At 72.8% G+C, this 23,338-nt stretch carries 24 protein-coding genes and 1 pseudogene; 14 read left to right on the forward strand and 11 right to left on the reverse strand.

Annotated features, from left to right (window positions below; genetic code table 11):
- Positions 1 to 10: 10 nt before the first annotated feature.
- Positions 11 to 715, reverse strand: coding sequence for a TetR/AcrR family transcriptional regulator C-terminal domain-containing protein (locus ACFCZF_RS33305; RefSeq protein WP_376674802.1), 705 nt, complete (start codon positions 713 to 715; stop codon positions 11 to 13).
- A gap of 63 nt (positions 716 to 778) precedes the next feature.
- Here ACFCZF_RS33305 and ACFCZF_RS33310 point away from each other — a divergent pair, with 63 nt between their 5' ends.
- Complete coding sequence (locus ACFCZF_RS33310; protein ID WP_376674803.1) at positions 779 to 1,726, forward strand: ATP-binding cassette domain-containing protein; 948 nt, start codon at positions 779 to 781, stop codon at positions 1,724 to 1,726.
- Positions 1,723 to 2,517, forward strand: a complete 795-nt coding sequence (locus ACFCZF_RS33315; RefSeq protein ID WP_376674804.1) for an ABC transporter permease — start codon at positions 1,723 to 1,725, stop codon at positions 2,515 to 2,517. Before ACFCZF_RS33310 ends, ACFCZF_RS33315 begins: the two co-directional genes overlap by 4 nt.
- Positions 2,518 to 2,742: 225 nt before the next feature.
- Here ACFCZF_RS33315 and ACFCZF_RS33320 read toward each other — a convergent pair whose 3' ends face one another.
- The 3 genes from ACFCZF_RS33320 to ACFCZF_RS33330 form a co-directional block, all read right to left on the reverse strand.
- Positions 2,743 to 3,012 carry a hypothetical protein gene (locus ACFCZF_RS33320; protein ID WP_055416136.1) on the reverse strand — a complete coding sequence of 90 codons (270 nt, stop codon included), beginning with the start codon at positions 3,010 to 3,012 and terminating at the stop codon, positions 2,743 to 2,745.
- 115 nt (positions 3,013 to 3,127) lie between these two features.
- A complete protein-coding gene (locus tag ACFCZF_RS33325; protein ID WP_376674805.1) occupies positions 3,128 to 3,940 on the reverse strand; it encodes an anti-sigma factor domain-containing protein in 813 nt (270 codons plus the stop codon).
- Complete coding sequence (locus ACFCZF_RS33330; protein WP_375909394.1) at positions 3,937 to 4,527, reverse strand: sigma-70 family RNA polymerase sigma factor; 591 nt, start codon at positions 4,525 to 4,527, stop codon at positions 3,937 to 3,939. Before ACFCZF_RS33330 ends, ACFCZF_RS33325 begins: the two co-directional genes overlap by 4 nt.
- Positions 4,528 to 5,046: 519 nt before the next feature.
- Between ACFCZF_RS33330 and ACFCZF_RS33335 the strand changes: the two are divergent.
- A pseudogene (locus ACFCZF_RS33335) lies at positions 5,047 to 5,226 on the forward strand (nickel transporter); the annotation flags it as partial.
- Positions 5,227 to 5,304: 78 nt separating this feature from the next.
- Positions 5,305 to 6,978 carry a serine/threonine-protein kinase gene (locus ACFCZF_RS33340; RefSeq protein ID WP_376674806.1) on the forward strand — a complete coding sequence of 558 codons (1,674 nt, stop codon included), beginning with the start codon at positions 5,305 to 5,307 and terminating at the stop codon, positions 6,976 to 6,978.
- Here the strand turns inward: ACFCZF_RS33340 and ACFCZF_RS33345 are convergent.
- Positions 6,948 to 7,754, reverse strand: coding sequence for an SGNH/GDSL hydrolase family protein (locus ACFCZF_RS33345; RefSeq protein WP_376674807.1), 807 nt, complete (start codon positions 7,752 to 7,754; stop codon positions 6,948 to 6,950). The genes ACFCZF_RS33340 and ACFCZF_RS33345 overlap by 31 nt on opposite strands.
- 618 nt (positions 7,755 to 8,372) lie before the next feature.
- On the opposite strand from ACFCZF_RS33345, the gene ACFCZF_RS33350 reads away from it, so the two are divergent.
- The 5 genes from ACFCZF_RS33350 (at position 8,373) to ACFCZF_RS33370 (ending at position 13,181) form a co-directional block, all read left to right on the forward strand.
- Complete coding sequence (locus ACFCZF_RS33350) at positions 8,373 to 9,284, forward strand: glycosyltransferase family 2 protein (protein ID WP_376674808.1); 912 nt, start codon at positions 8,373 to 8,375, stop codon at positions 9,282 to 9,284.
- A gap of 59 nt (positions 9,285 to 9,343) precedes the next feature.
- The gene (locus tag ACFCZF_RS33355) at positions 9,344 to 10,318 is read left to right on the forward strand and encodes a glycosyltransferase family 2 protein (RefSeq protein WP_376674830.1); all 975 of its coding nucleotides are present in this window, start codon (positions 9,344 to 9,346) and stop codon (positions 10,316 to 10,318) included.
- Positions 10,311 to 11,129, forward strand: a complete 819-nt coding sequence (locus tag ACFCZF_RS33360) for a polysaccharide deacetylase family protein (RefSeq protein WP_376674809.1) — start codon at positions 10,311 to 10,313, stop codon at positions 11,127 to 11,129. The genes ACFCZF_RS33355 and ACFCZF_RS33360 overlap by 8 nt, the downstream gene beginning before the upstream one ends.
- A gap of 91 nt (positions 11,130 to 11,220) precedes the next feature.
- A complete protein-coding gene (locus ACFCZF_RS33365; RefSeq protein ID WP_376674810.1) occupies positions 11,221 to 12,315 on the forward strand; it encodes a DUF5925 domain-containing protein in 1,095 nt (364 codons plus the stop codon).
- Between the two features lie 29 nt (positions 12,316 to 12,344).
- Positions 12,345 to 13,181 (forward strand): DUF72 domain-containing protein, encoded by an 837-nt coding sequence (locus ACFCZF_RS33370; RefSeq protein WP_376674811.1) that lies wholly within the window; start codon positions 12,345 to 12,347, stop codon positions 13,179 to 13,181.
- Here the strand turns inward: ACFCZF_RS33370 and ACFCZF_RS33375 are convergent.
- Entirely contained in the window at positions 13,169 to 13,537 is a 369-nt protein-coding gene (locus ACFCZF_RS33375; RefSeq protein WP_376674812.1) for a GntR family transcriptional regulator, read from the reverse strand. The genes ACFCZF_RS33370 and ACFCZF_RS33375 overlap by 13 nt on opposite strands.
- Positions 13,538 to 13,608: 71 nt before the next feature.
- Between ACFCZF_RS33375 and ACFCZF_RS33380 the strand changes: the two genes are divergently transcribed.
- Together ACFCZF_RS33380 and ACFCZF_RS33385 are read left to right on the forward strand one after the other, a co-directional pair.
- Entirely contained in the window at positions 13,609 to 14,538 is a 930-nt protein-coding gene (locus tag ACFCZF_RS33380; RefSeq protein ID WP_376674813.1) for a GNAT family N-acetyltransferase, read from the forward strand.
- Positions 14,519 to 15,019: a DUF402 domain-containing protein gene (locus tag ACFCZF_RS33385; RefSeq protein ID WP_376674814.1), complete on the forward strand. Its 501-nt coding sequence runs from the start codon at positions 14,519 to 14,521 to the stop codon at positions 15,017 to 15,019. The genes ACFCZF_RS33380 and ACFCZF_RS33385 overlap by 20 nt, the downstream gene beginning before the upstream one ends.
- A gap of 10 nt (positions 15,020 to 15,029) precedes the next feature.
- On the opposite strand, the gene ACFCZF_RS33390 is transcribed toward ACFCZF_RS33385, so the two are convergent.
- A complete protein-coding gene (locus ACFCZF_RS33390; protein ID WP_376674815.1) occupies positions 15,030 to 15,647 on the reverse strand; it encodes a class I SAM-dependent methyltransferase in 618 nt (205 codons plus the stop codon).
- 152 nt (positions 15,648 to 15,799) lie between these two features.
- On the opposite strand from ACFCZF_RS33390, the gene ACFCZF_RS33395 reads away from it, so the two are divergent.
- Positions 15,800 to 15,934 carry a hypothetical protein gene (locus ACFCZF_RS33395; protein WP_121746099.1) on the forward strand — a complete coding sequence of 45 codons (135 nt, stop codon included), beginning with the start codon at positions 15,800 to 15,802 and terminating at the stop codon, positions 15,932 to 15,934.
- Between the two features lie 26 nt (positions 15,935 to 15,960).
- Here the strand turns inward: ACFCZF_RS33395 and ACFCZF_RS33400 are convergent, their stop codons facing one another.
- A complete protein-coding gene (locus tag ACFCZF_RS33400; RefSeq protein ID WP_376674816.1) occupies positions 15,961 to 16,455 on the reverse strand; it encodes a GNAT family N-acetyltransferase in 495 nt (164 codons plus the stop codon).
- Between the two features lie 177 nt (positions 16,456 to 16,632).
- On the opposite strand from ACFCZF_RS33400, the gene ACFCZF_RS33405 reads away from it, so the two are divergent.
- Positions 16,633 to 17,724, forward strand: a complete 1,092-nt coding sequence (locus ACFCZF_RS33405) for a lytic polysaccharide monooxygenase (RefSeq protein ID WP_376674817.1) — start codon at positions 16,633 to 16,635, stop codon at positions 17,722 to 17,724.
- 108 nt (positions 17,725 to 17,832) lie between these two features.
- Here the strand turns inward: ACFCZF_RS33405 and ACFCZF_RS33410 are convergent, their stop codons facing one another.
- Entirely contained in the window at positions 17,833 to 18,279 is a 447-nt protein-coding gene (locus tag ACFCZF_RS33410) for a MarR family winged helix-turn-helix transcriptional regulator (RefSeq protein ID WP_310874114.1), read from the reverse strand.
- Positions 18,280 to 18,397: 118 nt separating this feature from the next.
- On the opposite strand from ACFCZF_RS33410, the gene ACFCZF_RS33415 reads away from it, so the two are divergent.
- Positions 18,398 to 18,772, forward strand: coding sequence for a cupin domain-containing protein (locus tag ACFCZF_RS33415; RefSeq protein WP_310874113.1), 375 nt, complete (start codon positions 18,398 to 18,400; stop codon positions 18,770 to 18,772).
- A gap of 12 nt (positions 18,773 to 18,784) precedes the next feature.
- Here the strand turns inward: ACFCZF_RS33415 and ACFCZF_RS33420 are convergent, their stop codons facing one another.
- Complete coding sequence (locus ACFCZF_RS33420; protein WP_376674818.1) at positions 18,785 to 19,753, reverse strand: hypothetical protein; 969 nt, start codon at positions 19,751 to 19,753, stop codon at positions 18,785 to 18,787.
- Complete coding sequence (locus tag ACFCZF_RS33425) at positions 19,750 to 23,283, reverse strand: DNA polymerase III subunit alpha (protein WP_376674819.1); 3,534 nt, start codon at positions 23,281 to 23,283, stop codon at positions 19,750 to 19,752. The genes ACFCZF_RS33420 and ACFCZF_RS33425 overlap by 4 nt, the downstream gene beginning before the upstream one ends.
- Positions 23,284 to 23,338: the final 55 nt, after the last annotated feature.

Consider the following 23,338-nt stretch of genomic DNA (forward strand, 5'->3'; position numbering starts at 1 on the left):
CCCGTCCGGCTCAGGCGAACCCGTCCAGCACCCGGGTCAGCGCCCGCTCGAAGACCGCCTCCAGGTCGATCGGGCCGGCGTCCCCGGCGAAGGACGCCGCCAGCCGCGGATAGTCGCCGCTCGCGATCTGCCGACCCAGGTAGGCGATGCGCGTCGCGTTCTCCTGCTCCTCGGACCAGGGCAGCGAGCGGGTGCGCTCGGCGGTGGAGATCTCGTTGGTGACGTAGGTCGTCACGACGCCGTTCACCATGGCGACCAGCTCCATCTTCGTGCCGTAGGGCGCGTCGAAGGGGTCGAGGCAGGCCAGGCAGTGCTCCAGGTAGCGCAGGGCGTTGGGGCTGAAGCCGTAGACCGGGGACATCAGGCGGGGCAGCCAGGTGTGGCGGTGCATCAGCGCCCGGGTCTGGTGGGCCACCCGGATCATGTCGGCGCGCCAGTCGCCGCTCGGCTCCCACAGCTCGTGTTCGCCGCTGACGGCGTCCATCATCAGCTCGTACAGGTCCTCCTTGCGGGGGACGTAGTTGTAGAGCGACATGGTGCCGCAGCCGAGCTCGACGGCCACGCGGCGCATGGAGACCGCGTCCAGTCCCTCGGCGTCGGCGATCCGCACCGCGGCGGCGGCGATGTCGGCGCGGGTGTACGCCGGTCTCGGCCCCCGGCCGGTGCGCTCGGGGCGCGACCAGATCACTTCGGGTACGGCCGCTCGGCCCGCCATCGTTCATCACCTCGGCCACCATCCTAGTTACGTACAGCGTACGTAGTGCGCTATGGTCGACCCATGACTACTACGTACGCTGTACTTAGTGAAGGGCTGGAGAAGCGCTTCGGCGATGTGCACGCGCTGCGCGGGCTGGATCTGGCGGTGGCCGAGGGCACGGTGTGCGGACTGCTCGGGCCGAACGGGGCGGGCAAGACCACGGCGGTGCGCCTGCTGACCACACTGCTGCGGCCGGACGCGGGTTCGGCGCGGATCGCCGGGCACGACCTGGTCCGCGAGGCCGCCACCGTTCGCCGCCGGATCGGTGTGACCGGGCAGTACGCGTCGGTGGACGGGGACCTCACCGGACGCCAGAACCTGCGGCTGTTCGCCCGGCTGCACCGGGTACGGGACGCCTCCGCGCGGGCCGACGAGCTGCTCGACCGCTTCGCGCTGGCCGACGCCGCCGACCGGCCCGCCTCCACCCTGTCGGGTGGCATGCGGCGCCGCCTCGACCTGGCCGCGAGCCTCGTGCGGCGCCCCGAGGTGCTGTTCCTGGACGAGCCGACGACGGGCCTCGACCCGGCCAGCCGCAATCAGATCTGGGACGCCGTGCGCGCCCTCAAGGCGGACGGCACGACCGTGCTGCTCACCACGCAGTATCTGGAGGAGGCCGACCGCCTCGCCGACGACATCGCCCTGGTGGACCGGGGCCGGGTCGCGCACACGGGGTCGCCGGCCGAACTCAAGGCGCTGGTGGGGGCCTACGCGGAGGCCGTCGTCGCGGACGCGGACGCCATGGCACGGGCTGCGGCGGTCCTGGACCGGCTCACCGGAGCCGAACCAGCGCTGGACCAGGACCGGCGCACCGTCGGCGCGGTCAGCACCGATCCGACGCTGACCCTGCCGCGCCTGGTGCGCGAACTCGACGCGGCAGGCGTGCCCCTGGTGGACGCGAGCCTGCGTCCGCCGACCCTCGACGACGTCTTCCTCCGCCTGACCGGCGACGACAAGGAGCTTGTGGCATGAGCACGGTGACCTACGACCTGGCGTACGACGGCACGGCCATGCTGAGCCGGCAACTGCGGCGGCTGCGGAACAATCCGGGGCTGCTGATCCTCACCCAGACGATGCCGGTCACGATGCTGCTGTTCTTCGGCTACGTCTTCGGCAGCGCGCTGGCGATGCCGGGCGAGGAGTACCGGTCCTTCCTGGTGCCGGGCCTGCTCGTCGCGACGGCCGCGAACGGCATCATGACGGGCATGTTCCAGGCCGCCCAGGACACGCACCGGGGCGTGACCGACCGCCTCCGGACGCTGCCGGTGAGCCGGGCGGCGGTGCCGCTCGGGCAGTCGGTCGCCGACGTGCTCGTCACGGCCGCCGGGACGGTGCCCTTCCTGCTGGTCGGGCTCGCGGTGGGCTGGCGGATCGAGGGCGGCGCGCTCGGCGCGGTGGGTGCCGTGGGGCTGCTGTTGCTGTTCCGGTTCGCGACGACGTGGGTCGGGATCTTCCTGGGGCTGCTCACCCGGAACGAGGAGGCCGCCGGTCAACTGGGCGGCGCGACCTTCATCCTGCCGCTGCTGTCCAACGCGTACATCCCGACCGAGGGACTGCCGGGCTGGCTGCGCACGGTCGCCGAGTGGAATCCGATCAGCGCGGTCACCACGGCGCTGCGCGATCTCTTCGGCAACGCGCCCGTGCCGGAGGGGGCCGCCTGGCCGGTGGCGCATCCCGTCGCCGGATCGCTGGCCTGGTGCACGGTACTGCTGGCGGTGTTCGTCCCGCTCGCCGTACGCCGGTACGCGCGCGGGCAGGGCTGAGCGGGCCGGTGGGCGTCACCGCCGGGTGGGAGTCGGCGGGACGGACGTACGAGAGAGACGGGCGTACGGAAGAACGCGTAGGAAGACGCGGGCGTACGAACGGGTACGGGCGTACGGAGGATTACCCGCGCTCGGGAGCACACCGGGGCGCCGCTGCGTGCCGTGGGGATGACGGACGAGTGCGCGGCGCCGCGCCGGGTCGGTGTGACCGCCGGCGCGCGGGCCTCAGTTGCCGCCGAACAGCGAGCGGCGCAGTCGGCGCAGTGGCGCGAACAGCGAGACCCGGCGCACCCTGGCGCCCCTGCTGCTGCGCTTGTGCGCGGGCTCACGCGCGGTCAGCTCACGCATCAGCGATGTCGCCTCCACCGTCTCCCGTTGCGGGAGGGCAGGCCCTCCGAGCACCGCGAGATGACGGTCGAGACGCGAGCTGGTCGCGCTGCTTCCGCAAGTGATCGCAGGGACCCTTGCCCTGCTGCGCACTGTTATCTGTTCCATGTCACTCCCCACCCGTACGAGTCCACCCGGCCCGGGCAGAGTAACCCTATCGCCCCGGTACGGCATGCGTGTATCGCGGTCACAGGATTCACCTTCCCCGTAAGGGGGTTGACGATTACTCTCCGAATCCAACAGATTCCAGGGTGAGTTGGACAACCGGCCTGCTCGTCGGGCGGGCCGAGCCCCCGTCGGGCTCGATCGTCACCGCCAGTGAGGTGGCGGTCCGGTTCAGGTCGGAGGCGATCAGGGGCGTGTCGCCGTCGAAGAGCCCGAGGGAGCGCGGCACCGCGCCGGGGCGCATGAGCCAGAGTTGGTGCACGCGGTCGCCGGACGGCTCGCCGTACCCGCTCAGGGTGACGACCGCGCGCCCCTCAGAAGCGGAGGCGACCACTCCGATACTGCGGCCCCGGTCGTCCTCGCCGCTCGTCGCGCGGGCGTCCGGCGCGGCCAGAACGTGGGCGATCTCACGTGCCCGGTCCCGCGCGGCGTCCAGTTCGCCCTGCGTCCGGTTGGCCTGGACGGCGAAGAGCGAGGCGACCACGAGCGCCGCGGCCGCCGTCGCCGTGGCGAAGGGCACGAGCAGGGGGCGCGGCCGGGACGCGCGGGTGCGTTCCGGCGGCGGCTGGACGCCCCACACGTGGGGCGGCAGCCGGCGCACGGGCCCGCGCCCGGGAGCGAGCTCCTGCGCGGTCGTGCGTACGGCGGCCAGGACGCGGTCGCGCAGGGCGGCCGGTGCCGGGGCGGCCGTGGACCAGGCCAGCCGCACGGCGTCCTCGGACAGGGCCCGCACCTCGGCGGCGCAGCGCTCGCACCGCTCCAGGTGCCGTTCGAAGCGGACCCGTTCGGCGCCTTCGAGGGCGTCCAGGGCGTAGGGGGCGGCGAGCGAGTGGAGGTCGCCGCGGCGCGGCAGCCGGCCGAAGAGGCTCATGCGACACCTCCCAGGCAGTCGCGCAGGCGGTTGAGTCCGTCTCTCATCCGTGTCTTCACCGTGCCCAGCGGAAGGGAGAGGCGCTCGGCCACCTCCCGATAGGTGTAGCCGTCGTAGTAGGCGAGGGTGACCGACTGGCGCTGCAGTGCGGTCAGGCGGTCCAGACAGCGGCGCACCCACTCGCGTTCCAGGCCCGCCTCGACCTCCTCGGAGACCTGGTCGAAGGCGGGGTGGTGGGCGCGGCGGGCCTCGCGCTGCTCGCGTTCGCCGGCCGCGCGGGCGCTGCGCACCCGGTCGACGGCGCGGCGGTGGGCGACGGTGAGGATCCAGGACAGGGCGCTTCCGCGGCGCGGGTCGAACCGTGCGGCGGACCGCCAGAGTTCGAGCAGCACCTCCTGCGCCACCTCCTCCGACTGGGCGGGGTCGCGCACCACGCGCCGTACGAGTCCGAACACCGGGCCGGATACCAGCCCGTACAGCTCCTCGAAGGCCTTCTGGTCGCCGTCCGCCACGAGCATCAGCAGCTCGTCCGCCTCCACCCGTTCCCCCTCTCTCCCCGCGGGCCGCGCCCGGCCCGTCCACGTCACCGCCGGGCGCGGCCCGCGGCACGCCCTCCGCAGGAGTTACGGATCGACGGGCGGAAAACGCGGGTCGGCCGGGCACGAGTTGGCCGCGGAACGGGATTCCGGGTTCTTCACCGGAGCTTCCGGGTCCCGCCCCGGCTCTTTGCGGGCCCTTCCCGGGAAGGACGGGCGCCTCGTTTCGTCGGAGGTGCCACAGTGCCGGCCGTAGCGCTGACGGCGGGGCCCGTGGCCGTCGACGGAGTACCGGATGTCGTGGTGACGGTGTGCCGAGGGGCGGGCCTTAAGTCGAACAGGCACGCACCGACGGCGGCCTCCCTTTTTCGTTCCCTCCCTTCGCATGACAAAGCAGACCCCCGCCCCCGTACTCACACACGCACGCCAGAACGCAGTCGTACTCAGTCAGGTCCCACCAGCCCTCGACCTCGTTGCCGTGGCCCGCCGGGCCTACGGCAACGCCTCCGCGTCGCGGCCGCTGACATGCAGCGCCCAGGCGCCCTTGTCGCCATGGTCGGCGGCGAGGGCGGTGTCGCGGTCGTGCGGCTCGGCGGTGGTGCGAGCCGCCTGCTGCGGCGGCGTCCCCGGTGGGCGTCGGGCCCACTGGCCGGACTGGTGCGCCGGGCCACTCCCCTCGGGTCGGCGTTCGTGGTGGTGGTCCTCGGGGCCGGATTGGTGTTCAGGGGGGCCGCATCCGCCCTCGGCTGAGCTACTTTTGGGATGAATGCGGGAGTGTTCGGGCCCGTTCCCGGGGAATGTCCGCGCGAGACGTCATAGGGGGCGCCGGTGTTCCAGGAACCCGGCAGTGAGCGCGTGATCGCCGGCCGCTACCGTCTCCTGTCCCCCCTCGGCGAGGGCGGCATGGGCACCGTGTGGCGCGCCCGCGACGAGGTGCTGCACCGCGAGGTCGCCGTCAAGGAGGTACGCGCGCCCGCCGGGTTGCCGGAGACCGATGTGCAGCGGATGTACGCGCGGCTGGAGCGCGAGGCATGGGCCGCCGCCCGGGTCGCCCACCACAACGTGGTCACGGTGTACGACGTGGCCACCGACGGCGGCCGGCCCTGGATCGTGATGGAACTGGTCCGCGGGCTCTCCCTGTCCGACCAGTTGGAAGCCGAGGGCCCGCTGGAGCCGCGGCGGGCCGCGCGGATCGGTGCCGAGGTGCTGGCCGCGCTGCGGGCCGCGCACGGGGCGGGCGTGCTGCACCGGGACGTGAAGCCGGCCAACGTGCTGCTGGCGAACGACGGCCGGGTGGTCCTCACCGACTTCGGGATCGCCATGGTCGAGGGCAGCTCGGCGCTGACCATGACCGGCGAGGTCATCGGCTCGCCCGAGTTCCTCGCGCCGGAACGGGCGCTGGGCCGCACGCCCGGCCCCGAGTCCGACCTCTGGTCGCTGGGCGTGCTGCTCTACGCGGCGGTCGAGGGCGCCTCGCCCTTCCGTCAGGACACCCCGCTGAGCACCCTGCGGGCGATCGTCGACGAGGAGTTGCCGCCGCCGCACCGGGCCGGCGCGCTCGCGCCCGTCATCGAGGGCCTGCTGCGCAAGGATCCGGCCGACCGGCTCCCGGCCGAGCGTGCCGAGCGGGAGCTGCGGAACCTGGGCGCCGGGGGAGGCGCGCCGCCCGCGAACACGATGCGGGCCGGCGCCTACGCCCCGACCGTCGCGGCCCGTCCGGAGCCGGTCCGGGCGACACCGCCGATGCCGATGCCGGCGCCGGTGCCGGCGACTGCGACGGCCGCCCGGTCCGCGCCCACCTCGTCCGGGGGCCGGGACCGGCGCGCGCGGGCGGTGCTGGTCGTGGGGCTGGTGGCGCTCGTGCTCGCACTGGCCGGACTGACGTACGCGCTGCTGAACCGCTCGGACGGTGACGGCGGTACGGCGGGTTCGGGCGGGAGCCAGGATCCTGGGGCGAGTTCGGGCGCGCCGGGCCGGACGGAGTCGAGCGAGGAGCCGAGCCCGTCGGCCTCTTCCGGCAGCCCCAGCCCGGAGAGCAGTCCCGCACCGCAGTCGGTGAAGGTCTCCGTGGCGGGCTCGCACACCGAGTACTCGGGGGTCTGTCCGCCGCCGCACGACCGGGCGCCCGCCTTCACGGCGACGTTCACGGTGGGGCGGCTGCCCGCGCAGGTCGGCTACCGCTGGGTGACGGAGGACGGGTCGGTCTCCGACCCGGGGTGGAAGACGTTGTCCTTCCCGACGGGGGGTGACCGCTCACGGCAGGACACGGTCGTCGTGACGACGAACGACGACAGCGGCACGTTCGAGGGCGTGGTCCGCGTGGAGGTGCGGTCTCCGGTGGAGGCCACGTCGAACTCGGTGGCGTTCTCCGTGGCCTGTGAGACGGGTACGGAGACGGAGCCGGAGACGGAGACCCCGACGGGCGGGGCCTCCCCCTCCTCTTCTCCTTCTCCTTCTCATTCCGCTTCCGGTCAGGCGGCGCCGTTGAGGACCGGCAGGTAGCCGCCGGACTGGCCGGCCGCGGTCGGGTGGTACGACTCGCCGATGTTGAGCCAGTTCACGCTGTGCAGCCAGGAGCTGCCGGAGCAGATCTCGTGACCGGTGAAGGTGGGACGCACGTCGCCGAAGGTGAAGCCGTGGTCGGCGGCGCGCTTGGCGATGGCGGTGTTGAGGTGGTCGGAGGCGTCGTTGATCGCCTTCCGCTTGGTCTCGGAGAGGCCGATGCAGGAGGTGCCGAGCTGGTAGAAGCGCGGGTAGCCGATGACGACGACATGGGCGCCCGGGGCCTTGTCGCGGATGGCCGAGTAGACGCTGTCGAGGTTGCCGGGCAGCGTCGAGTCGACGTACGCCTTCGCGGTGGCGATCCGCGACAGGCAGGAGCTGTCGGACTGGAGCACACACGCCATCATGACGTCGGCGAAGCCGGCGTCGTTGCCGCCGACGCTGATCGAGACCAGGCCGGTGGCGGAGCTGAGCGGGCCGAGCTGCCCGGCGAGAACATCACCCGTTCGGGCGCCGGCACAGGCGGTGAAGTCGAACGAAGAGGGAGAGTTGGCGGCGGCCCACAGGTACGGATGGGCCTTCGTGCTGCGCTTGCAGTCGCCGCTGGAGCCGATGTAGCTACCCGCTCCGACCCCGGAGGAGTAGGAGTCGCCGAGCGCCACATAGCCCTCGGCTGCGGCGAGTTGGGCCGCCTGAGCGGTCGCGGCCCCGGTGAGGGCGGCGCCGACGGCGAGGAGGAGTGAACTCAGGAAGCCGACAAGTCGGGAACGTCTCATGGAACCTCCTTTAGCAGGATCTCTGCTACAACCGTGGTAGCGGCTACGCCGTTGACAGGAAGTGTCCATGCCAAGAAATGGCTGACAGTCATTCAATATCGGACGAAAGTCAGCGCGAACACCAGTGCGCCCTTGACGCTCTCCTGCGGGCTGCGTCACATTTAGGCCCGGCATCTTGGGCTTCGGGGGGCAAAGCGGAACGGTCCGGGGGACCGAACGCCGCGCGAAAACGCCCCGTAAGAAGAACGGATGACGGCAAACCAACAAAAACGTGAGACCTGGTTCCAGGTCTTGCCATACGGGTTCAATCGTCAATACCGTCATACATCTCCCGCATCGGTACGTCGGCAAGCGGCTCAGGGGAGGGCTCGAGGCCGCGGCGGACCGGGGCGGGACGCGCGGTAGGGGGGTGCCGTGCTCGGTGACCGCATCGGTGACCGGGCCGTGCCGCGCAGTCGGCTGCCGTTTCTTTCCGGCGTCGACAGGCTTCGCCAGCTCACCTGGCACGCACGGAGATCCATGCCGTCGCGCCGTGGGTGATAACCCCCCTTTCGAACCGGATACAGAGCCGGACCGCCCCTGGGGCGGGCGGTCCGCCGGACGAGAGGGAACAGACTCATGAGCTCAGTCCTGCAGCCGGCGTCGACGAGCAACGATCCGTCAGCCGGTCAGTCAGCCGGTCAGACATCCGATCAGACATCCGATCCGTCACCGGCCGAGAAGTACCGGCCCGTCTCCTCGCATCTGGCGATAGCTCCGCCGGTGAGCGTGGTGATACCCGCCATGAACGAGGCGGAGAACCTTCCCTACGTCTTCAAGACACTGCCCGACTGGGTCCACGAGGTCGTCCTCGTGGACGGCAACTCCACGGACAACACCGTCGAGGTCGCCCGGGAGCTGTGGCCGGACGTCAAGGTCGTCGAGCAGCGCGGCAAGGGCAAGGGGGACGCGCTGATCACCGGTTTCAAGGCGTGTACCGGCGACATCATCGTGATGGTCGACGCCGACGGTTCGGCCGACGGCCAGGAGATCGTGTCCTACGTCTCCGCCCTCGTCTCCGGCGCCGACTTCGCCAAGGGCTCCCGCTTCGCCAACGGCGGCGGCACCGACGACATGACTTTCATCCGCAAGCTCGGCAACCGCGCCCTGTGTGCGGTGGTCAACCGGAAGTTCGGCGCCCGCTACACCGACCTCTGCTACGGCTACAACGCCTTCTGGCGGCACTGCCTGGACAAGATCGACCTCGACTGCACCGGCTTCGAGGTCGAGACCCTGATGAACATCCGGGTCGTCAAGGCCGGCCTGAAGGTCCAGGAGATACCCAGCCACGAGTACCTGCGCATCCACGGCGTCAGCAACCTGCGCGCCGTGCGGGACGGGCTGCGGGTGCTCAGAGTCATCCTCGACGAGCGCTCCAACCGGCGCGCGCTGCGCAGCCGTACGCACGCGCCGACGCTCGCCTCGGTCGGCTCGGCCGTCCCCGTCGTCCCGGCCGTCCCGGCCGTCCCGGTCCGGAGGAAGGCGTCTTGAGCGGTACCGACGCCTCACTCACGGCATCGATCACGGCGTCACGCACGGCCTCACTCACGATCTCCGTCGTGATCTGCGTCTACACCGAGGACCGCTGGGAGGACATCCTCGCGGCGGTCTCCTCGGTACGGGCGCAGTCCCACCCGGCCCGGGAGACGCTGCTGGTCGTCGACCACAACGAAGCGCTCCGGGACCGGCTGCTGAAGGAGTACAAGGAGACGCGGGACGTGCGGGTGCTCGCCAACGCGGGCCCCCGCGGTCTGTCCGCCGGACGCAACACCGGCATCGCCGCCTCGCGCGGGGAGGTGATCGCCTTCCTCGACGACGACGCCGTGGCCGAGCGCGACTGGCTGAGGCACTTCGCCGAGGGGTACGCCGACCCGGCGGTCGTCGCCGTCGGCGGGCGCACGGTGCCGATCTGGGCGTCGGGGCGCCGGCCCGACTGGTTCCCGGAGGAGTTCGACTGGGTGGTGGGCTGCACGTACCGGGGCCTGCCGCCCGGCCGGGTCCGGGTGCGCAACGTGCTGGGCGGGAACGCCTCCTTCCGGCGCGACGCGTTCGACGCGGCGGGCGGCTTCGCCACCGGAATCGGGCGCGACGGCGACAAGCGCCCGCTGGGCTGCGAGGAGACCGAGCTGTGCATCCGGCTCTCCCGCGCCCGGCCCGACGCCGTGCTGCTGATCGACGACCGCGCGGTGATCCACCACCGGGTGCCCGAGGCGCGCGAGCACTTCGGCTACTTCCGTACCCGCGCCTACGCCGAGGGCCTGTCCAAGGCCCTGGTGGCGCGCAGCGTCGGCGCGGACAAAGGCCTGGAGTCCGAACGCCGGTACGCCACCCGGGTCCTGCCCGCCGGTGTGGTGCGCGGACTGCGGGACGCCGTACTGGCCCGGCCCGGTGGCGCGGGACGGGCGGGCGCGATCGTCGCCGGGGTGCTCACGGCGGCGGGCGGCTACGTGGTGGGGAGCGTTCGGGCGCGGCGCGGCGGGGCGACGTTCTCCGTGGCGCCGGTCGAGGGGGGCGCGTATGGCTGAGGAGTACGAGGAGTACGACGCGCGCGTGCCGATCCTCATGTACCACGCGGTCGCGGCCGACCCGAACGACGCGACCCGCGCGCTGTCGGTGACCCCGGAGGCGTTCGCCGAGCAGATGGCGGCGATCGCCGACCGGGGCCGCACCCCGATCGGCACCGCGGAGCTGGCCGCGGCGTGGCGCTCCGGCCGGCCGCTGCCGAAGCGGCCCGTCCTCATCACCTTCGACGACGGCTACGAGGGGGTGCACCGGCACGCCCTGCCCACCCTGGCCAAGCACGGCTTCCCGGCCACCCTGTTCGTCACGACCGGCTGGCTGCGCGGCCCGTACGACACCGGGGGCGCCCTGGACACCATGCTCGACTGGGACCAGGTCCGCGAACTGGCCGCCGCCGGCGTGGAGATCGGCGGGCACAGCCACACCCATCCGCAGCTCGATCAACTCGGCGAGCAGCGGTTGCGGTTCGAGCTGATCCACTGCAAGGAGATCGTCGCCGACCAACTGGGCCCCGTACCAGTCTCGTTTGCCTACCCCTACGGGTACTCCGACCGCCGGGTGCGGCGGGCGGTGCGCGAGACGGGGTACGCGCAGGCGCTCGCCGTCGGCAACGGCCTGGCGCGCCGCGCCCAAGGGCCGTACGCCCTGCGGCGGGTCACCGTGCGCCGCGGCACGGGGGCCGACGAGTTCGCCCGGCTGGTCGAGGGCCGCGCGATCGCCCGTACCTTCGTCCGGGACCGGGCCCTCACCAAGGGGTACGCCGTGCTCCGCGGGGCACGGCGGGTGCGGGGGCGGATGCCGGGGGCCGGCGCCTGATCCGCCGGCCGTCGGCCGCCCCGCGTCACGGGTGCCGCGTGTGCCCGGGAAACCGGGTGCACGCGGCGGCCGTGTGCCGGATCATGGCGGCATGTCCGTGAACCCGCACGAGGCCCTGCCGATCCGGCTCAACGTCGACGACAGCGACTCCCCGTCCGATGTCGTCGACGCGCTGTTCCTCGGCCGTTTCGCCACGGGCGAGCAGCCGTACTCGCACGCGGCGAACATCGACCGCGTACGGTCCGGCGCGACGCTGCTGCCGCCCGGCGCGCGCGTGCTCCGGATCGCCCGCGACGACGACCGCAGCGCCACGCTGGCGGAGGGCGACGGCTGGACGCTGCTGATCTCGCGCTGGAGCCGGGGCGCCGACGTCACGGTGACGGCGACCAGCGCCGACCTGGCCGAGAAGGTGCTCGCGGACGCGACGGACGGCGCGGCGGACGAGCCCGAGCCGCAGCCGGAGAACGTGACGATGGGCTTCTGGTACGTCTCCCCGAGGCGCGGCCCGCACCGCACCACCCGGCAGATCTCCGCGGGCACCTGGGACGAGGTCCGGGCCAACTACACGGCGCCGGTCGCGGACGCCATGGACGGCCTGATGAAGACGACTCCCGAGGACATCGCGGGCCGGCTGCTGCTCCTGCACGGTCCGCCCGGCACCGGCAAGACGTCGGCGCTGCGTACGCTCGCCCGGTCCTGGCGGGACTGGTGCCAGGTGGACTGCGTCCTCGACCCCGAGCGGCTCTTCTCCGACGTGGGCTACCTGATGGACATCGCCATCGGCGAGGAGGACGCGACGGGCAAGGGCCGCTGGCGGCTGCTGTTGCTGGAGGACTGCGACGAGCTGATCCGCGGCGAGGCCAAGCACACGGCGGGCCAGGCGCTCTCCCGGCTGCTGAACCTCACGGACGGGCTGCTCGGCCAGGGCCGCAACGTCCTGGTCGGCGTCACGACCAACGAGGACCTGGAACGCCTCCACCCCGCCGTCGTCCGCCCCGGCCGCTGCCTGGCCCGCATCGAGGTCGGCCCGCTGACCCGCCGGGAGGCGGTGGACTGGCTCGGCACCGAGGAGGGGGTGGGCCGCGAGGGCGCGACGCTGGCGGAGCTGTACGCGCTGCGCCGGGGCACCTCGCCCACCGCGCTGCCGGAGCCGCGGGACGGCGCGGAGGCCGGGCTCTACCTGTAGCGGAGGGAGCCGGGTGTTTTGATGGGCGTATGACCCTGTTCGTCGGCACGTCGGGCTGGCAGTACCGGGACTGGCGGGACGTCCTGTACCCGCCCGGCCTGCCCGTACGGCTGTGGCTTGAGCGATACGCGGCGGGCTTCGCGACGGTCGAGATCAACAACGCGTTCTACCGGCTGCCCACGCGCGAGACGTTCGAGGCGTGGCGCGACCGGGTCCCGGCGGACTTCGTCGTCGCCGTCAAGGCGAGCCGCTACCTGACCCACATCAAGCGGCTGCGGGACCCCGAGGAGCCGGTCGACCGCCTGATGACCCACGCGGCGGGGCTGGGCGACCGCCTCGGCCCGGTCCTGCTGCAACTCCCGCCGACGCTGCGCGCCGACGCGGGCCTCCTGGACACCTGCCTCGCCTGCTTCCCGCCCGGCACGCGGGTCGCGGTCGAGCCCCGGCACGAGTCCTGGTGGACACCCGAGGTACGGGACGTCCTCACGTCCCGGGGCGCGGCGCTGTGCTGGGCCGACGTCCGGGCCCGCCCGGTCACCCCGCTGTGGCGCACCACCGACTGGGGCTACGTCCGCTTCCACCAGGGGCGAGCCGCACCCTGGCCGCACTACGGCCGCCGGTCCCTGGCGACATGGGTCGACCGCATCGCGAACACCTGGCCGGACGACCACGACGTCTACGCGTACTTCAACAACGACCCGAACGCGGCAGCGGTCCGCGACGCCGTGTTGTTCGCACGACTCGCGCAGAGGGCAGACCTGACGGTCACCCGAACGCCGAAAGGGGCGCGGGGAACTGCACGACCAGCCACAACGCACCCGCAGGCAGGAACCGGCCCCCGCTCAAACGGCGCTCAGTCCCCGTAAGCCGCCCGCAGGGCATCACGTACGGCGCCCAGCGCATCGGACTCCGCGAGTCCAAGCCGCCGTGCCCGCGAGGCATAAACCTGCGCGGCGGACGCCACCTCCCGCTCCGCCGCAGAGCCCGCGGCGGCGACGAACGTCCCGTTGCGCCCCCGCGTCTCGATCACCCCGTCCCCCTCCAGCGCCCGGTACGCCTTGGCGACCGTGTTCGCGGCGAGCCCCAGGGACTCCGCCAGCCCACGCACGGTCGGCAGCCGGTACCCGACCGGCAGCGCCCCCGACCGCGCCTGTTCGGAGATCTGCGCGCGCACCTGCTCGTAGGGCGGGGCACCGTCGTCGATGTGGATCTTCAAGGTCACCCGGCGATTGTCCCGCATCCCCGGGAAAATGAGAGGCATCCGACCGCCCGCCCGCCGTAGCGTCCGCTCACATGACCGTTCTTGTGCGCGACCTGCGTCCCGACGATCCGGCCGACGTCGCGGCCTTCACCCATGTCCGCCATGTCGCCCTGCCGTTCATCCTGTGGACGCCCGAGGCCGTCATCCACCACCTCCTCCACACCCACCCGGACGCCAGGAGCCGGTCCCTCGTCGCGGAGGAGAACGGGGAGATGATCGGCACGGCCCAGGTCGGGCTGGTGCACGACAGCCCGGAACCCGGTCAGGCGTACCTCAACATCTACGTCCACCCGGACCGCCTCCGGCGCGGTGCCGGCGGGCTGCTGGTGCGCACGGCCGAGGAGTACCTCGCCACCGAGGGGGCGACGAAGCTGTTCGCCTGGGTGCTGGACGAGCCCGCCAACCTGGCCTTCGCCGAGCGGCACGGCTACGCACGGCGGCGCTCCGCCCACTTCCTCCGGTTCGACCTGGCGAACGGCACGCTCCCGCCCCTGCCGTCCCCTCCCCCGGGCGTCGAACTGCGCACTGCCGCCGACTTCGCCGACGACCCCCGCCCTATGTTCGAGCTGGACGCGGAGACGCTGGCGGACGAACCGAGCGACGTCGACATCGAGTTCACGGACTACGAGGCCTGGCTCGCGGAGACCTGGCGGCACCCGCTGCTGAACCGTGAACTGACCACGGTCGCGGTCGTCGACGGCCGCCCCGTCGCCTTCAGCGTCGCCTACACCGACGGCGGCACCCGCTATTCGACCGCGATGACCGGCACCGTCCGCACCCACCGCGGCCGGGGTCTCGCCAAACTCGCCAAGGCCGACTCCCTGTACCGGGCCCGTGCCGCCGGATACACGGAGGCGTTCACGGGCAACGACACCGACAACGGCCCGATGCTCGCCATCAACAAGTGGCTCGGGTACGAGGTCTGCGGGACGGAGGTGCGTCATGTCCGCGAACTCGGCTGAGTCGCCGACCGGGGTGGACGTCGTCCTGGTCAAGGCGGGCCGTACGAAGATCCGATACGCGAGCGAGCTGCTGCACGACGACGGCACCCGCCTCGCGGTCCGCGCCCCCTGGGCCGGTGCCGGTGTCCGCGACTTCGGCTTCGTACGCTTCGAGGCAGGCGACGTCTTCACCGAATACTACTGGCGCGACCGCTGGTACTCGGTGAAGGAGGTCCGGACGGCGGTCGGCCTGCTCAAGGGCTGGTACTGCGACATCACCCGCCCCGCCGTGCTCACCGGCACGGAACTGGTCGTCGAGGATCTCGACCTGGACCTGTGGCGCTCCGCGGACGGCACGGACGTACTGCGGCTGGACGAGGACGAGTTCGCCGAGAGCGGTCTGGCGGAGCGGGATCCCGCGGCCGCTGCCGCCGCCGTGGCGGCGTTGGACGAACTGGAGCGGCTGGCCCGCGGGAGCGGATTCACGGACCTGCTGGCATAGCGCGCCCGGTTCACCCGGGTACCGCGACCACCGCGTACCGCTCGTCCGCCACCTCCCTCCCCCACAGCGACGGGTCGTCCGACAGCCGCTCCACGCGCACCTCACCGGCGAGCGGGGCGAGGAGGGAGGTGAGCCGGTCGGCGGCCATGCCGACCGGGTCGACGGTCCCCCACACGCCCTCGACCAGGACCAGCCGCCCTCCGGGACGCAGCAACTCCCGCCAGTGCCGCAGGACCGGGCCGGGGTCGGGCAGCGTCCACAGCACGTGCCGGACCAGCACGGCGTCGAAGCGCTGCTCGCCCACCGGCGGTGCCGCCGCGTCACCGGTGAGAAACACCGCGTCACGGCCGGCGAGTTTGGCCCGGGCCAGCGCCACCATGGCCGGGGACAGGTCGACGCCTGTGACGCGGTGTCCCCGCTCGGCCGCGAGGAGCGACAGGCTGCCGGTGCCGCACCCCAGGTCGAGGACGTCGCCGGCCCGCGCGGGCAGCCATGACGCCAGCCGGGCCGCCCAGGCCCGGCGCACGTCCGCGTCGCGCAGACCGTGGTCCGGTTCGTCGTCGAAGACGGCGGCCTGCGCGTCCCAGTCGATACCCGGCGCGGTCGTCTCGTCACTGTGGTTCGCCATGCCGCCCAGAGTGACACCCGCCACTGACAACGGGATCGGGACACCGGATCGTGACAACCGCCACTGACAGCCATGCATCGATGAGTAACTCTCGGGGAAAGGGTCTACCTCCGTGAGAACGCGGAACCCGGTGGATCCGTAAGGAGGCAGCCATGCGCCGTCTGACCGTGCAGAAGCCCCTGAAGAAGACCGACGCCCGCCGAGTCCGTGAGGAGGCCGACGAGCGCCCCTCGGGACGCCCGGAGGTCCGCAAGGACATCGCGCGCACGTGGTGGCCGGACAACTGACCGGGCCGGTGACGTCATGAGACGCGTCAGAGCAGTCGCTTACGGTAGTGGACGCGGTCGTAGGGCCCGTCCACTCGGCGTTCCACGAGCTGGTACCCGTACTTCGGGTAGATCTCCTGGTTCTCCCACATCAACGCGTTCGTGTAGAGCCTGACCTCGGGCAGGCCCAGCGCACGCGCGTGTGCGTCCACGAACCGCAGCAGCCGCCGCCCCACGCCCCTGCCGTGCGCGTCGGGGTGGACGGCGATGCTGTCGAGGAAGAGGTGGTCGGCGAACTCCTCCACGACGACGAGACCCACGACGCCCACGAGGCCCACGAGGCCCGCCACGGGCTCGCCCGAGGCTTCCGTGACGAACACCTTCCCCGCGGCCACGTTCGCCGCGTGATCCGCCTCCATCGGCTGCGGCACCACCCCGATGCGCTCGGTGTAGGGGCGGTACGCGGCGTCGGTGACGGCCCTCACCGCCGGCAGGTCGGCGGCGACCGCCTGCCTGACCCGCTCTTCTCGTTCTCGTGCCATGCCGCGAACGGTAGCTACCTCAGCGCAGCCTGAGCACTCCCTTAACGCGACCATAAGGATCTCCCTCACCCGCCGCCAGCAGGCGATTCCACGGTTTCTTGGGGCTAGTTTGCTGATCACCCCACGGGTTCTCGGCCCAAGTCCCCACGTCCCAGAGACCGTTTCGAGGAGTTCCCCATGCCCGCACCGTCCGCGTCCCGCAAGGTCGCCGCCGTCGCCGTCGCCGGCCTCGCCCCGCTCGCCCTGACCACGCTGGCCGCCGCCCCCGCGGCCGCGCACGGTTCGATGGGCGACCCGGTCAGCCGGGTGTCGCAGTGTCACGCCGAGGGCCCGGAGAGCCCGAAGTCGGACGCGTGCAAGGCGGCGGTCGCGGCCGGCGGCACCCAGGCACTCTACGACTGGAACGGCATCCGCATCGGCAACGCCGCCGGGAAGCACCAGGAGCTGATCCCGGACGGCAAGCTGTGCAGCGCCAACGACCCGGCCTTCAAGGGCATGGACCTGGCCCGCGCCGACTGGCCCGCGACCAGCGTGAGCAGCGGCTCGTACACCTTCAAGTACCGCGTGACGGCCCCGCACAAGGGCACCTTCAAGGTGTACATCACCAAGCCCGGTTACGACCCGGCGGGGCCGCTGGGCTGGGGCGACCTGGACCTGTCCGCCCCGGTCGCCACGGTCACCGACCCGGCCGCCTCCGGCGGTTTCTACACCTTCTCCGGGACCCTCCCCGAGCGTTCCGGCAAGCACCTGCTGTACGCGGTGTGGCAGCGCTCTGACAGTCCGGAGGCGTTCTACTCCTGCTCCGACATCTCCTTCGGCGGCGACAACGGCGCCGCCGGGAGCGGCGACTCCGCGAAGGGCGACTCCGCGGACGGCGCCGCACCGGCGCCCGAGGCCTCCGCCCCGTCGGACGAGCAGATCGCGGCCGCGGCCGACAAGTCGACGATCGAGCACAACGGCCACGGTGACCAGGACGCCGGGACGACGACGGACCCGACGGACCCGGCCGCCCCGGACGAGGCGTCCGACGAGGCGGGGACCGAGGCAGCGGCCGGGGCGGCGGAGGACACCGCGACGCCCGCCGCCGGTGGCGAGCCCAACCAGGTCAAGGCCGCCGGCGCGGGCACCGAGAACCTCGCCGAGACCGGCGGGGACAGCACCACGCCCTACATCGCCGTCGGTGGCGCCGCCGCCCTGGCGGTCGGCGCGGCCGTCATGTTCGCGTCGGTCCGCCGACGGGCCACGGCCGGGGGCCGGCACAGCGCCTGACCCAGGACGCGGGGGAACGCGGGGTCTGTCCGGCGGCTCAGGCCGGACAGGCCCCGCTCGGCGTGCCGTGCGCCTCGCCAGCAGCCGAAGACCGCGGGTGGCTGTGGCTCACCAGGCGGGCCGCACGGGCCCGTTGGGCGCGACCCGCAGCAGACGGTCGCGCAGCGCGTGGACCTCTCCCTCACCGAGCACGTCGACCCACGCGCGCACGGCCTCCGCCGCCGCCTCCTCCGCGGCCCGCGTGCAGGCCCACCCCGACTCGGTCAGCACGACCAGCCGGGCCCGCGCGTCGGCGGGGTGCGGCCGGCGTTCGGCGTACCCCTTGCGGACCAGCTCGTCGACGAGCTGACTGGCGGCCTGCTTGGTCATTCCGAGGTGCGCGGCGAGGTCGGTGACCGTCGCGCCGTCCGGGGCCAGCCGGGCGAAGGCGAAGCCGTGGGCGGGCCGCAGCCCTTCGAAGCCACGAGCGACGACACCCTCGTGGATGCGCTGCGTCAGCCCGCCCGCAGCGGCGAGCACGGCGGCGGACAAGGCCATGGCGTCGGAGTTCTGCACGGGGGCATTGAAACACCCTTGACGAATTGGTCAAGTAGCTTGACCATAGAGGCCGACAACTTGGTCAAATCACTTGACTAAAAGTGCTTGACCAGACCCCCGCCGGCAGGAGTCCGCCATGCCCGTCGTCCGCTCGTCCGAAGCCGTGACCCACGAGATCCACGGCGCCCGTTTCGTCTCGTACGCCACCCCGCGCAGCGGCAGCAAGGAGCTGTGCGCCTGGCGGGGCGAGATCCCGGCAGGCACGAAGGCGCCCGCGCACACCGTCAACCGGGAGGAGATCTTCCACCTGCTCACCGGCGAACTGCTGATCACCCTCGACGGCCGCACCGAGCGCGTCACCGCGGGCGACACGGTGATCATCAACCCGGGGGCGACCCTCGCCGTCGAGAACCCGACCGACCGGACCGCGACCTCCTGGGTCACCACCTCCGTCGGCCTGGAGGCGGAGCTGGCCGACGGCACCCGGATCACTCCCCCGTGGGCCAACTGACCCGCGGGGGCCTCACGCCGCCAGCGACCCCGGCATCACCGCCCTCGGCCCGAACTTCGCCCGCGCGCGGTCCGCGACCTCCTCGATCCGGCGGACCTTCTCGTCCACGGGGTCGAAGGTGAGCTGATGGGAGGCCTGCTCGGCGGGGGCGAGACCCTCGGCGCGCAGGGCGATCGAGCGGACCCGGGCGCGCTGGAGGCCGAGCGCCTCGTACATGTCGTACGCGGTCCGCGTCAGCGCCGCCGAGTGCGCGGTCGGCTCCTTCAGGGTGCGGCTGCGGGTGGTGGCCGACCGGTCGGCGTAGCGCACGGTGAGGGTCAGGGTGCGGCAGATCTTGTCCACGGCGCGCAGCCGGGTGCCCAGTTCCTCAGCGGCCGACAGCAGGGCGCGGCGGTGGCGGCCGGGGTCGAGTTCGTCGCGGTCGAAGGGGCGGTCGGCGGCCAGGGACCGGGAGACGCCGTTGGGGACGACCCGGCCGCGGTCGACGCCGTTCGCCTTCTCGTGCAGCTCGCGGCCGGTCTTCGCGCCGACCAGGCGCTGGAGCGTGGACAGGGGCGCGGCGGCGACCCGGCCGAGGGTGTCGAGGCCGTACTCGCACAGTGTGCGGGCGGTCGCGGCGCCGACGCCGGGCAGCGCGGCGACGGGCTTGCCGGCGAGGAACTCCGCCACCGCGCCCTCCGGTACCGCGCGGGTCAGCCCCGGCCGGGCGTCCCGCAGGGCCATGCGGGCCGGCATCGGGCTCGGCCCGGCGCCGATCACGCAGTCGACGCCGTACAGCGCGAGGGCGCGGACGCGGATCACCGAGGCCAGTTCCACGGCGTCGCGCCCGAAGTACCGCTCGGCGCCCCGCAGGTCGGCCAGCGCCCCGTCCGGCGGCAGCGCCTCGACGACCGGCGTGAACTCCTCCAGCAACCCCAGCAGCTGAGGCAGGGCCGCCTCGTACATGGGCGGCAGCTGGAAACGTACGCAGAGAATGGTCATCCCGCACTCCCCGGACTCTGGTGCCACAACTTCCTTCCCACCGCGGACCCTTCGCCCGCGGGGCGCAGATCGGCCCATGGATGCATCTCGTACCCCGTGGGCATGCGGATGCTCCGCTGCCGCTCCATCGGGTCCTGGGCCGCGGAACCCGTCGGCGCGGGCTGCCCGTCCGAACCGGCCAGGCGTCTGCGCGTCGGGCCGCCCTCCGGATCGTCGCCCTGGCTTGTGCCCGTACCGGCCAGCCGGGCCGCGACGCCCTCCAGCCCCTCCTCCCGGCGCACCTCCAGCAGGTCGGCGAGGTTCCAGGCGGCGGAGCCCACCACGCTGAGGCTGCGCGGGCCGCGCCGTTGCACCACCCCGCGCACCAGCAGCAGCCAGGAGTGGAAGACGGTGTGCGCGCAGGCGTCGTGCGAGTCGTCGAAGAAGGCGAGGTCGACCAGGCCGGTGCCGTCGTCCAGGGTGGAGAAGATGACCCGGCGGCCGGAGCGGATCGGTGGTGTCTGGGTGGCCGCCTTGGCGCCCGCGACCAGCACCGTCTCCCCGTGCCGGGCCTCGCGCAGCCGCTTGGCCGACATGACGCCCAGCTCGTCCAGGAAGGTGCGGTGGTCGTCCATCAGGTTGCGCGAGGCGTCCATGGAGAGCACGCCCAGTTCGGCGCTGAGTTTCTCCGCCGAGGTGAGGTCGGGCAGCCCGGCGGAGGCGGTCCTGCGTCCGCCGGACAGGGGGAGCTGGTCGCCGCGTCCGGCTCGGGCGCCGCGGTGCAGTTCGGTCAGGTGCAGTTGCAGGTCGCGGCGGTTGGCGCCGAACGCGTCCAGCGCGCCGACCTGGGCGAGCCGTCCGGCCAGCGGCCTGCTGGGGCGGGCCCGTTCCCAGAAGTCGAGCAGGGAGGCGTACGGCTGCCCCTCGGTGATCCGCCCCGCCTCGGCCTCGCTGATGCCGTGCACGTCCGAGAGGGCGAGACGGAGGCCCCACACCTTCGGCCGACGGGACTCCCGTGATTCAGACACCAGTTCGATCTCGTGTGCGACCCCCGACTTGTTCACGTCCAACGGCAGGATCGGCACCCCGCGCCGCCGCGCGTCCGCCAGCAGCAGCCGCTTGGGATACATGCCGGGGTCGTGCGTGAGCAGACCGGCGTAGAAGGCGGCCGGGTGATGGGCCTTCAGCCACGCCGACTGGTAGGTGGGGACGGCGAAGGCGACCGCGTGCGCCTTGCAGAAGCCGTACGAGCCGAAGGCCTCGACGATCTCCCAGGTCCGCTGAATCGTTTCCGCGTCGTAGCCGTTCGCCGTCGCGTGCTGCGCGAACCACACCTTGATCCGCCCCTGCGACTCCGGGTCGGACAGCCCGCGCCGCACCCGGTCCGCCTCACCGCGCCCGCAGCCGGTCATGATGTCCACGATGTCGATGATCTGCTCGTGGAAGACGACGACCCCGTACGTGCCCTCCAGCGGCTCCGACAGGTCCTCGTGCGGGTAGCGCACCGGCGCCCGCCCGTGCCGGGCCTCGATGAACGGCCGCACCATGTCGGCGGCGACCGGACCGGGCCTGAAGAGCGAGATGTCGACGACGAGATCGTGGAAGGTGGCCGGTTGGAGCCTCCCGACCAGGTCCCGCTGCCCCGGCGACTCGATCTGGAAGCAGCCCAGCGTCTCGGCGGAGCGGATCACCCGGTACGTCGCCGGATCGCCGTCCGGCACCGCGTCCAGGTCGACCTCGGTGCCCGACGCCCGCTTCACCTCGGCGACCGCGTGCGCCATCGCCGACTGCATCCGCACACCGAGCACGTCCAGCTTGAGCAGCCCGAGGTCCTCGACGTCGTCCTTGTCGAACTGCGCCATGGGGAAGCCCTCGCCGCTGGTCGGCATGACCGGCGTACGGGAGAGCAGGGAGGCGTCGGAGAGGAGCACTCCGCAGGGGTGCATGGCGACACCGCGCGGGAGGGCGTCGAGGCCCTCGACCAGCTCCCAGAGCTTGCCGTACCTCTCCCGCTCCCCCGCCAGTTCCTTCAGCTCGGGCAGTTCATCGAGCGCCGCGCGGGCGTCGCGGGCGCGGATGTGCGGGAAGGACTTGGCGACACGGTCGATCTCGGCCGGGTCCATGGACAGGGCGGCGCCGACGTCGCGGATGGCGTGGCGCACCCGGTACGTCTCCGGCATGGCGACCGTGGCGACCCGCTCGGTGCCGAAGCGGCCGATGATCGCCCGGTAGACCTCCAGGCGGCGGGCGGACTCCACATCGATGTCGATGTCGGGCAGCACCACCCGCTCCTTGGACAGGAACCGCTCCATCAGCAGCCCGTGCTCGACCGGGTCGGCGTGCGCGATGCCGAGGAGGTGGTTGACGAGCGAGCCCGCGCCGGAGCCGCGCGCGGCGACCCGGATGCCCATGTGCCGTACGTCGTCCACGACCTGGGCGACGGTGAGGAAGTACGAGGCGAAGCCGTGGTGGGCGATGATGTCCAGCTCGTGGTGCATCCGCTCCCAGTACACGCGGCGCCGGTCGTAGCCGCGCAGCACCATGCCCGCCGCCGCCCGGGAGGCGAGCGCGCGCTGGGCGGTGCGGCGGCCGGCGCCCACGAGGTGCGGTTCGGGGAAGTGGACGGCGCCCATGCCGAGGTCGTCCTCGGGGTCGACCAGGCACTCGGCGGCCGTCGCCCGTGTCTGCTCCAGCAGGCGGTGGGCCGTGTCGCGCCGGAAGCCCGCGGACTCGACGATCCGCTCGGCGGCGTGCCGCATGGCATCCGCGTCCTTGAGCCAGGCCTCGCCGGAGTCCAGTTCCTTGGTGGCGTCGATCGGGACCAGGCGGCGGGCGGCGTCCAGGACGTCGGCGACCGGGCCCTGGCCGGGGTCGGCGTAGCGGACGGCGTTGGCGAGCACCGGCCGGATGCCCTGCTCGGCGGCGAAGCCGACGGTGCGGGCGGCCAGGCGCAGGGAGCCGGGGCCGGTCCCTTCACGGCCGTGCCAGACGGCCTCCAGGCGCAGGGCGTCGCCGTAGACCTCCCGCCAGGGGGCGAGGAGCCGGGCAGCCCGGTCGGGGCGGCCCGCGGCGAGGGCGCGGCCGACGTCGGAGTCGGGACCGAGCAGGACGGTCAGGCCGTCGGCGTGGTTGTCGGCCCAGGAGAGCAGGGGTGTGTCCGGCGCGGTGTGGGCGGCGGACACCAGTCGGCACAGGTCGGCCCAGCCGCGGGCGCCGTCCCGGGCGAGGAAGGTCACTCGCGGGGCCGACTCGTCGACGAAGGCGCCTCCACGCACGGGGACACGGCGTCGGTCCCGGCGTACGGAGGTCTCCGTGCGGTCCGCTTCGGGCTCGGGGGCGGCCACCGCCAGGTCCGCGCCGAACAGCGGGCGGACGCCCGCCTTCGCGCAGGCCTTGGCGAAGCGGACCGTGCCCGCGAGGGTGTCGCGGTCGGTGAGGGCGAGGGCGTCCATGTCCCGCTCGACGGCACGCTCGGCCAGCCGCTCCGGGTGGGAGGCGCCGTAGCGGGCGGAGAATCCGGAGACGGTGTGCAGATGCGTGAAACCCGGCACACGCACCTCCCGATCTCATGAACCGACGCCTTATCGAACGTCTGTTCCCAACTAC

The organism is Streptomyces sp. NPDC056296 (genome assembly GCF_042268605.1).
Lineage (GTDB): Bacteria > Actinomycetota > Actinomycetes > Streptomycetales > Streptomycetaceae > Streptomyces.

Excerpts from the sequence above, each read along its gene's own strand:
- ACFCZF_RS33305 (WP_376674802.1), bottom strand. The coding sequence starts at position 715 with ATGGCGGGCCGAGCGGCCGTACCCGAAGTGATCTGGTCGCGCCCCGAG.
- ACFCZF_RS33310 (WP_376674803.1), top strand. The coding sequence starts at position 779 with ATGACTACTACGTACGCTGTACTTAGTGAAGGGCTGGAGAAGCGCTTC.
- ACFCZF_RS33315 (WP_376674804.1), top strand. The coding sequence starts at position 1,723 with ATGAGCACGGTGACCTACGACCTGGCGTACGACGGCACGGCCATGCTG.
- ACFCZF_RS33320 (WP_055416136.1), bottom strand. The coding sequence starts at position 3,012 with ATGGAACAGATAACAGTGCGCAGCAGGGCAAGGGTCCCTGCGATCACT.
- ACFCZF_RS33325 (WP_376674805.1), bottom strand. The coding sequence starts at position 3,940 with ATGAGCCTCTTCGGCCGGCTGCCGCGCCGCGGCGACCTCCACTCGCTC.
- ACFCZF_RS33345 (WP_376674807.1), bottom strand. The coding sequence starts at position 7,754 with ATGAGACGTTCCCGACTTGTCGGCTTCCTGAGTTCACTCCTCCTCGCC.
- ACFCZF_RS33350 (WP_376674808.1), top strand. The coding sequence starts at position 8,373 with ATGAGCTCAGTCCTGCAGCCGGCGTCGACGAGCAACGATCCGTCAGCC.
- ACFCZF_RS33360 (WP_376674809.1), top strand. The coding sequence starts at position 10,311 with ATGGCTGAGGAGTACGAGGAGTACGACGCGCGCGTGCCGATCCTCATG.
- ACFCZF_RS33365 (WP_376674810.1), top strand. The coding sequence starts at position 11,221 with ATGTCCGTGAACCCGCACGAGGCCCTGCCGATCCGGCTCAACGTCGAC.
- ACFCZF_RS33370 (WP_376674811.1), top strand. The coding sequence starts at position 12,345 with ATGACCCTGTTCGTCGGCACGTCGGGCTGGCAGTACCGGGACTGGCGG.
- ACFCZF_RS33380 (WP_376674813.1), top strand. The coding sequence starts at position 13,609 with ATGACCGTTCTTGTGCGCGACCTGCGTCCCGACGATCCGGCCGACGTC.
- ACFCZF_RS33385 (WP_376674814.1), top strand. The coding sequence starts at position 14,519 with ATGTCCGCGAACTCGGCTGAGTCGCCGACCGGGGTGGACGTCGTCCTG.
- ACFCZF_RS33390 (WP_376674815.1), bottom strand. The coding sequence starts at position 15,647 with ATGGCGAACCACAGTGACGAGACGACCGCGCCGGGTATCGACTGGGAC.
- ACFCZF_RS33395 (WP_121746099.1), top strand. The coding sequence starts at position 15,800 with ATGCGCCGTCTGACCGTGCAGAAGCCCCTGAAGAAGACCGACGCCCGC.
- ACFCZF_RS33400 (WP_376674816.1), bottom strand. The coding sequence starts at position 16,455 with ATGGCACGAGAACGAGAAGAGCGGGTCAGGCAGGCGGTCGCCGCCGAC.
- ACFCZF_RS33405 (WP_376674817.1), top strand. The coding sequence starts at position 16,633 with ATGCCCGCACCGTCCGCGTCCCGCAAGGTCGCCGCCGTCGCCGTCGCC.
- ACFCZF_RS33415 (WP_310874113.1), top strand. The coding sequence starts at position 18,398 with ATGCCCGTCGTCCGCTCGTCCGAAGCCGTGACCCACGAGATCCACGGC.
- ACFCZF_RS33420 (WP_376674818.1), bottom strand. The coding sequence starts at position 19,753 with ATGACCATTCTCTGCGTACGTTTCCAGCTGCCGCCCATGTACGAGGCG.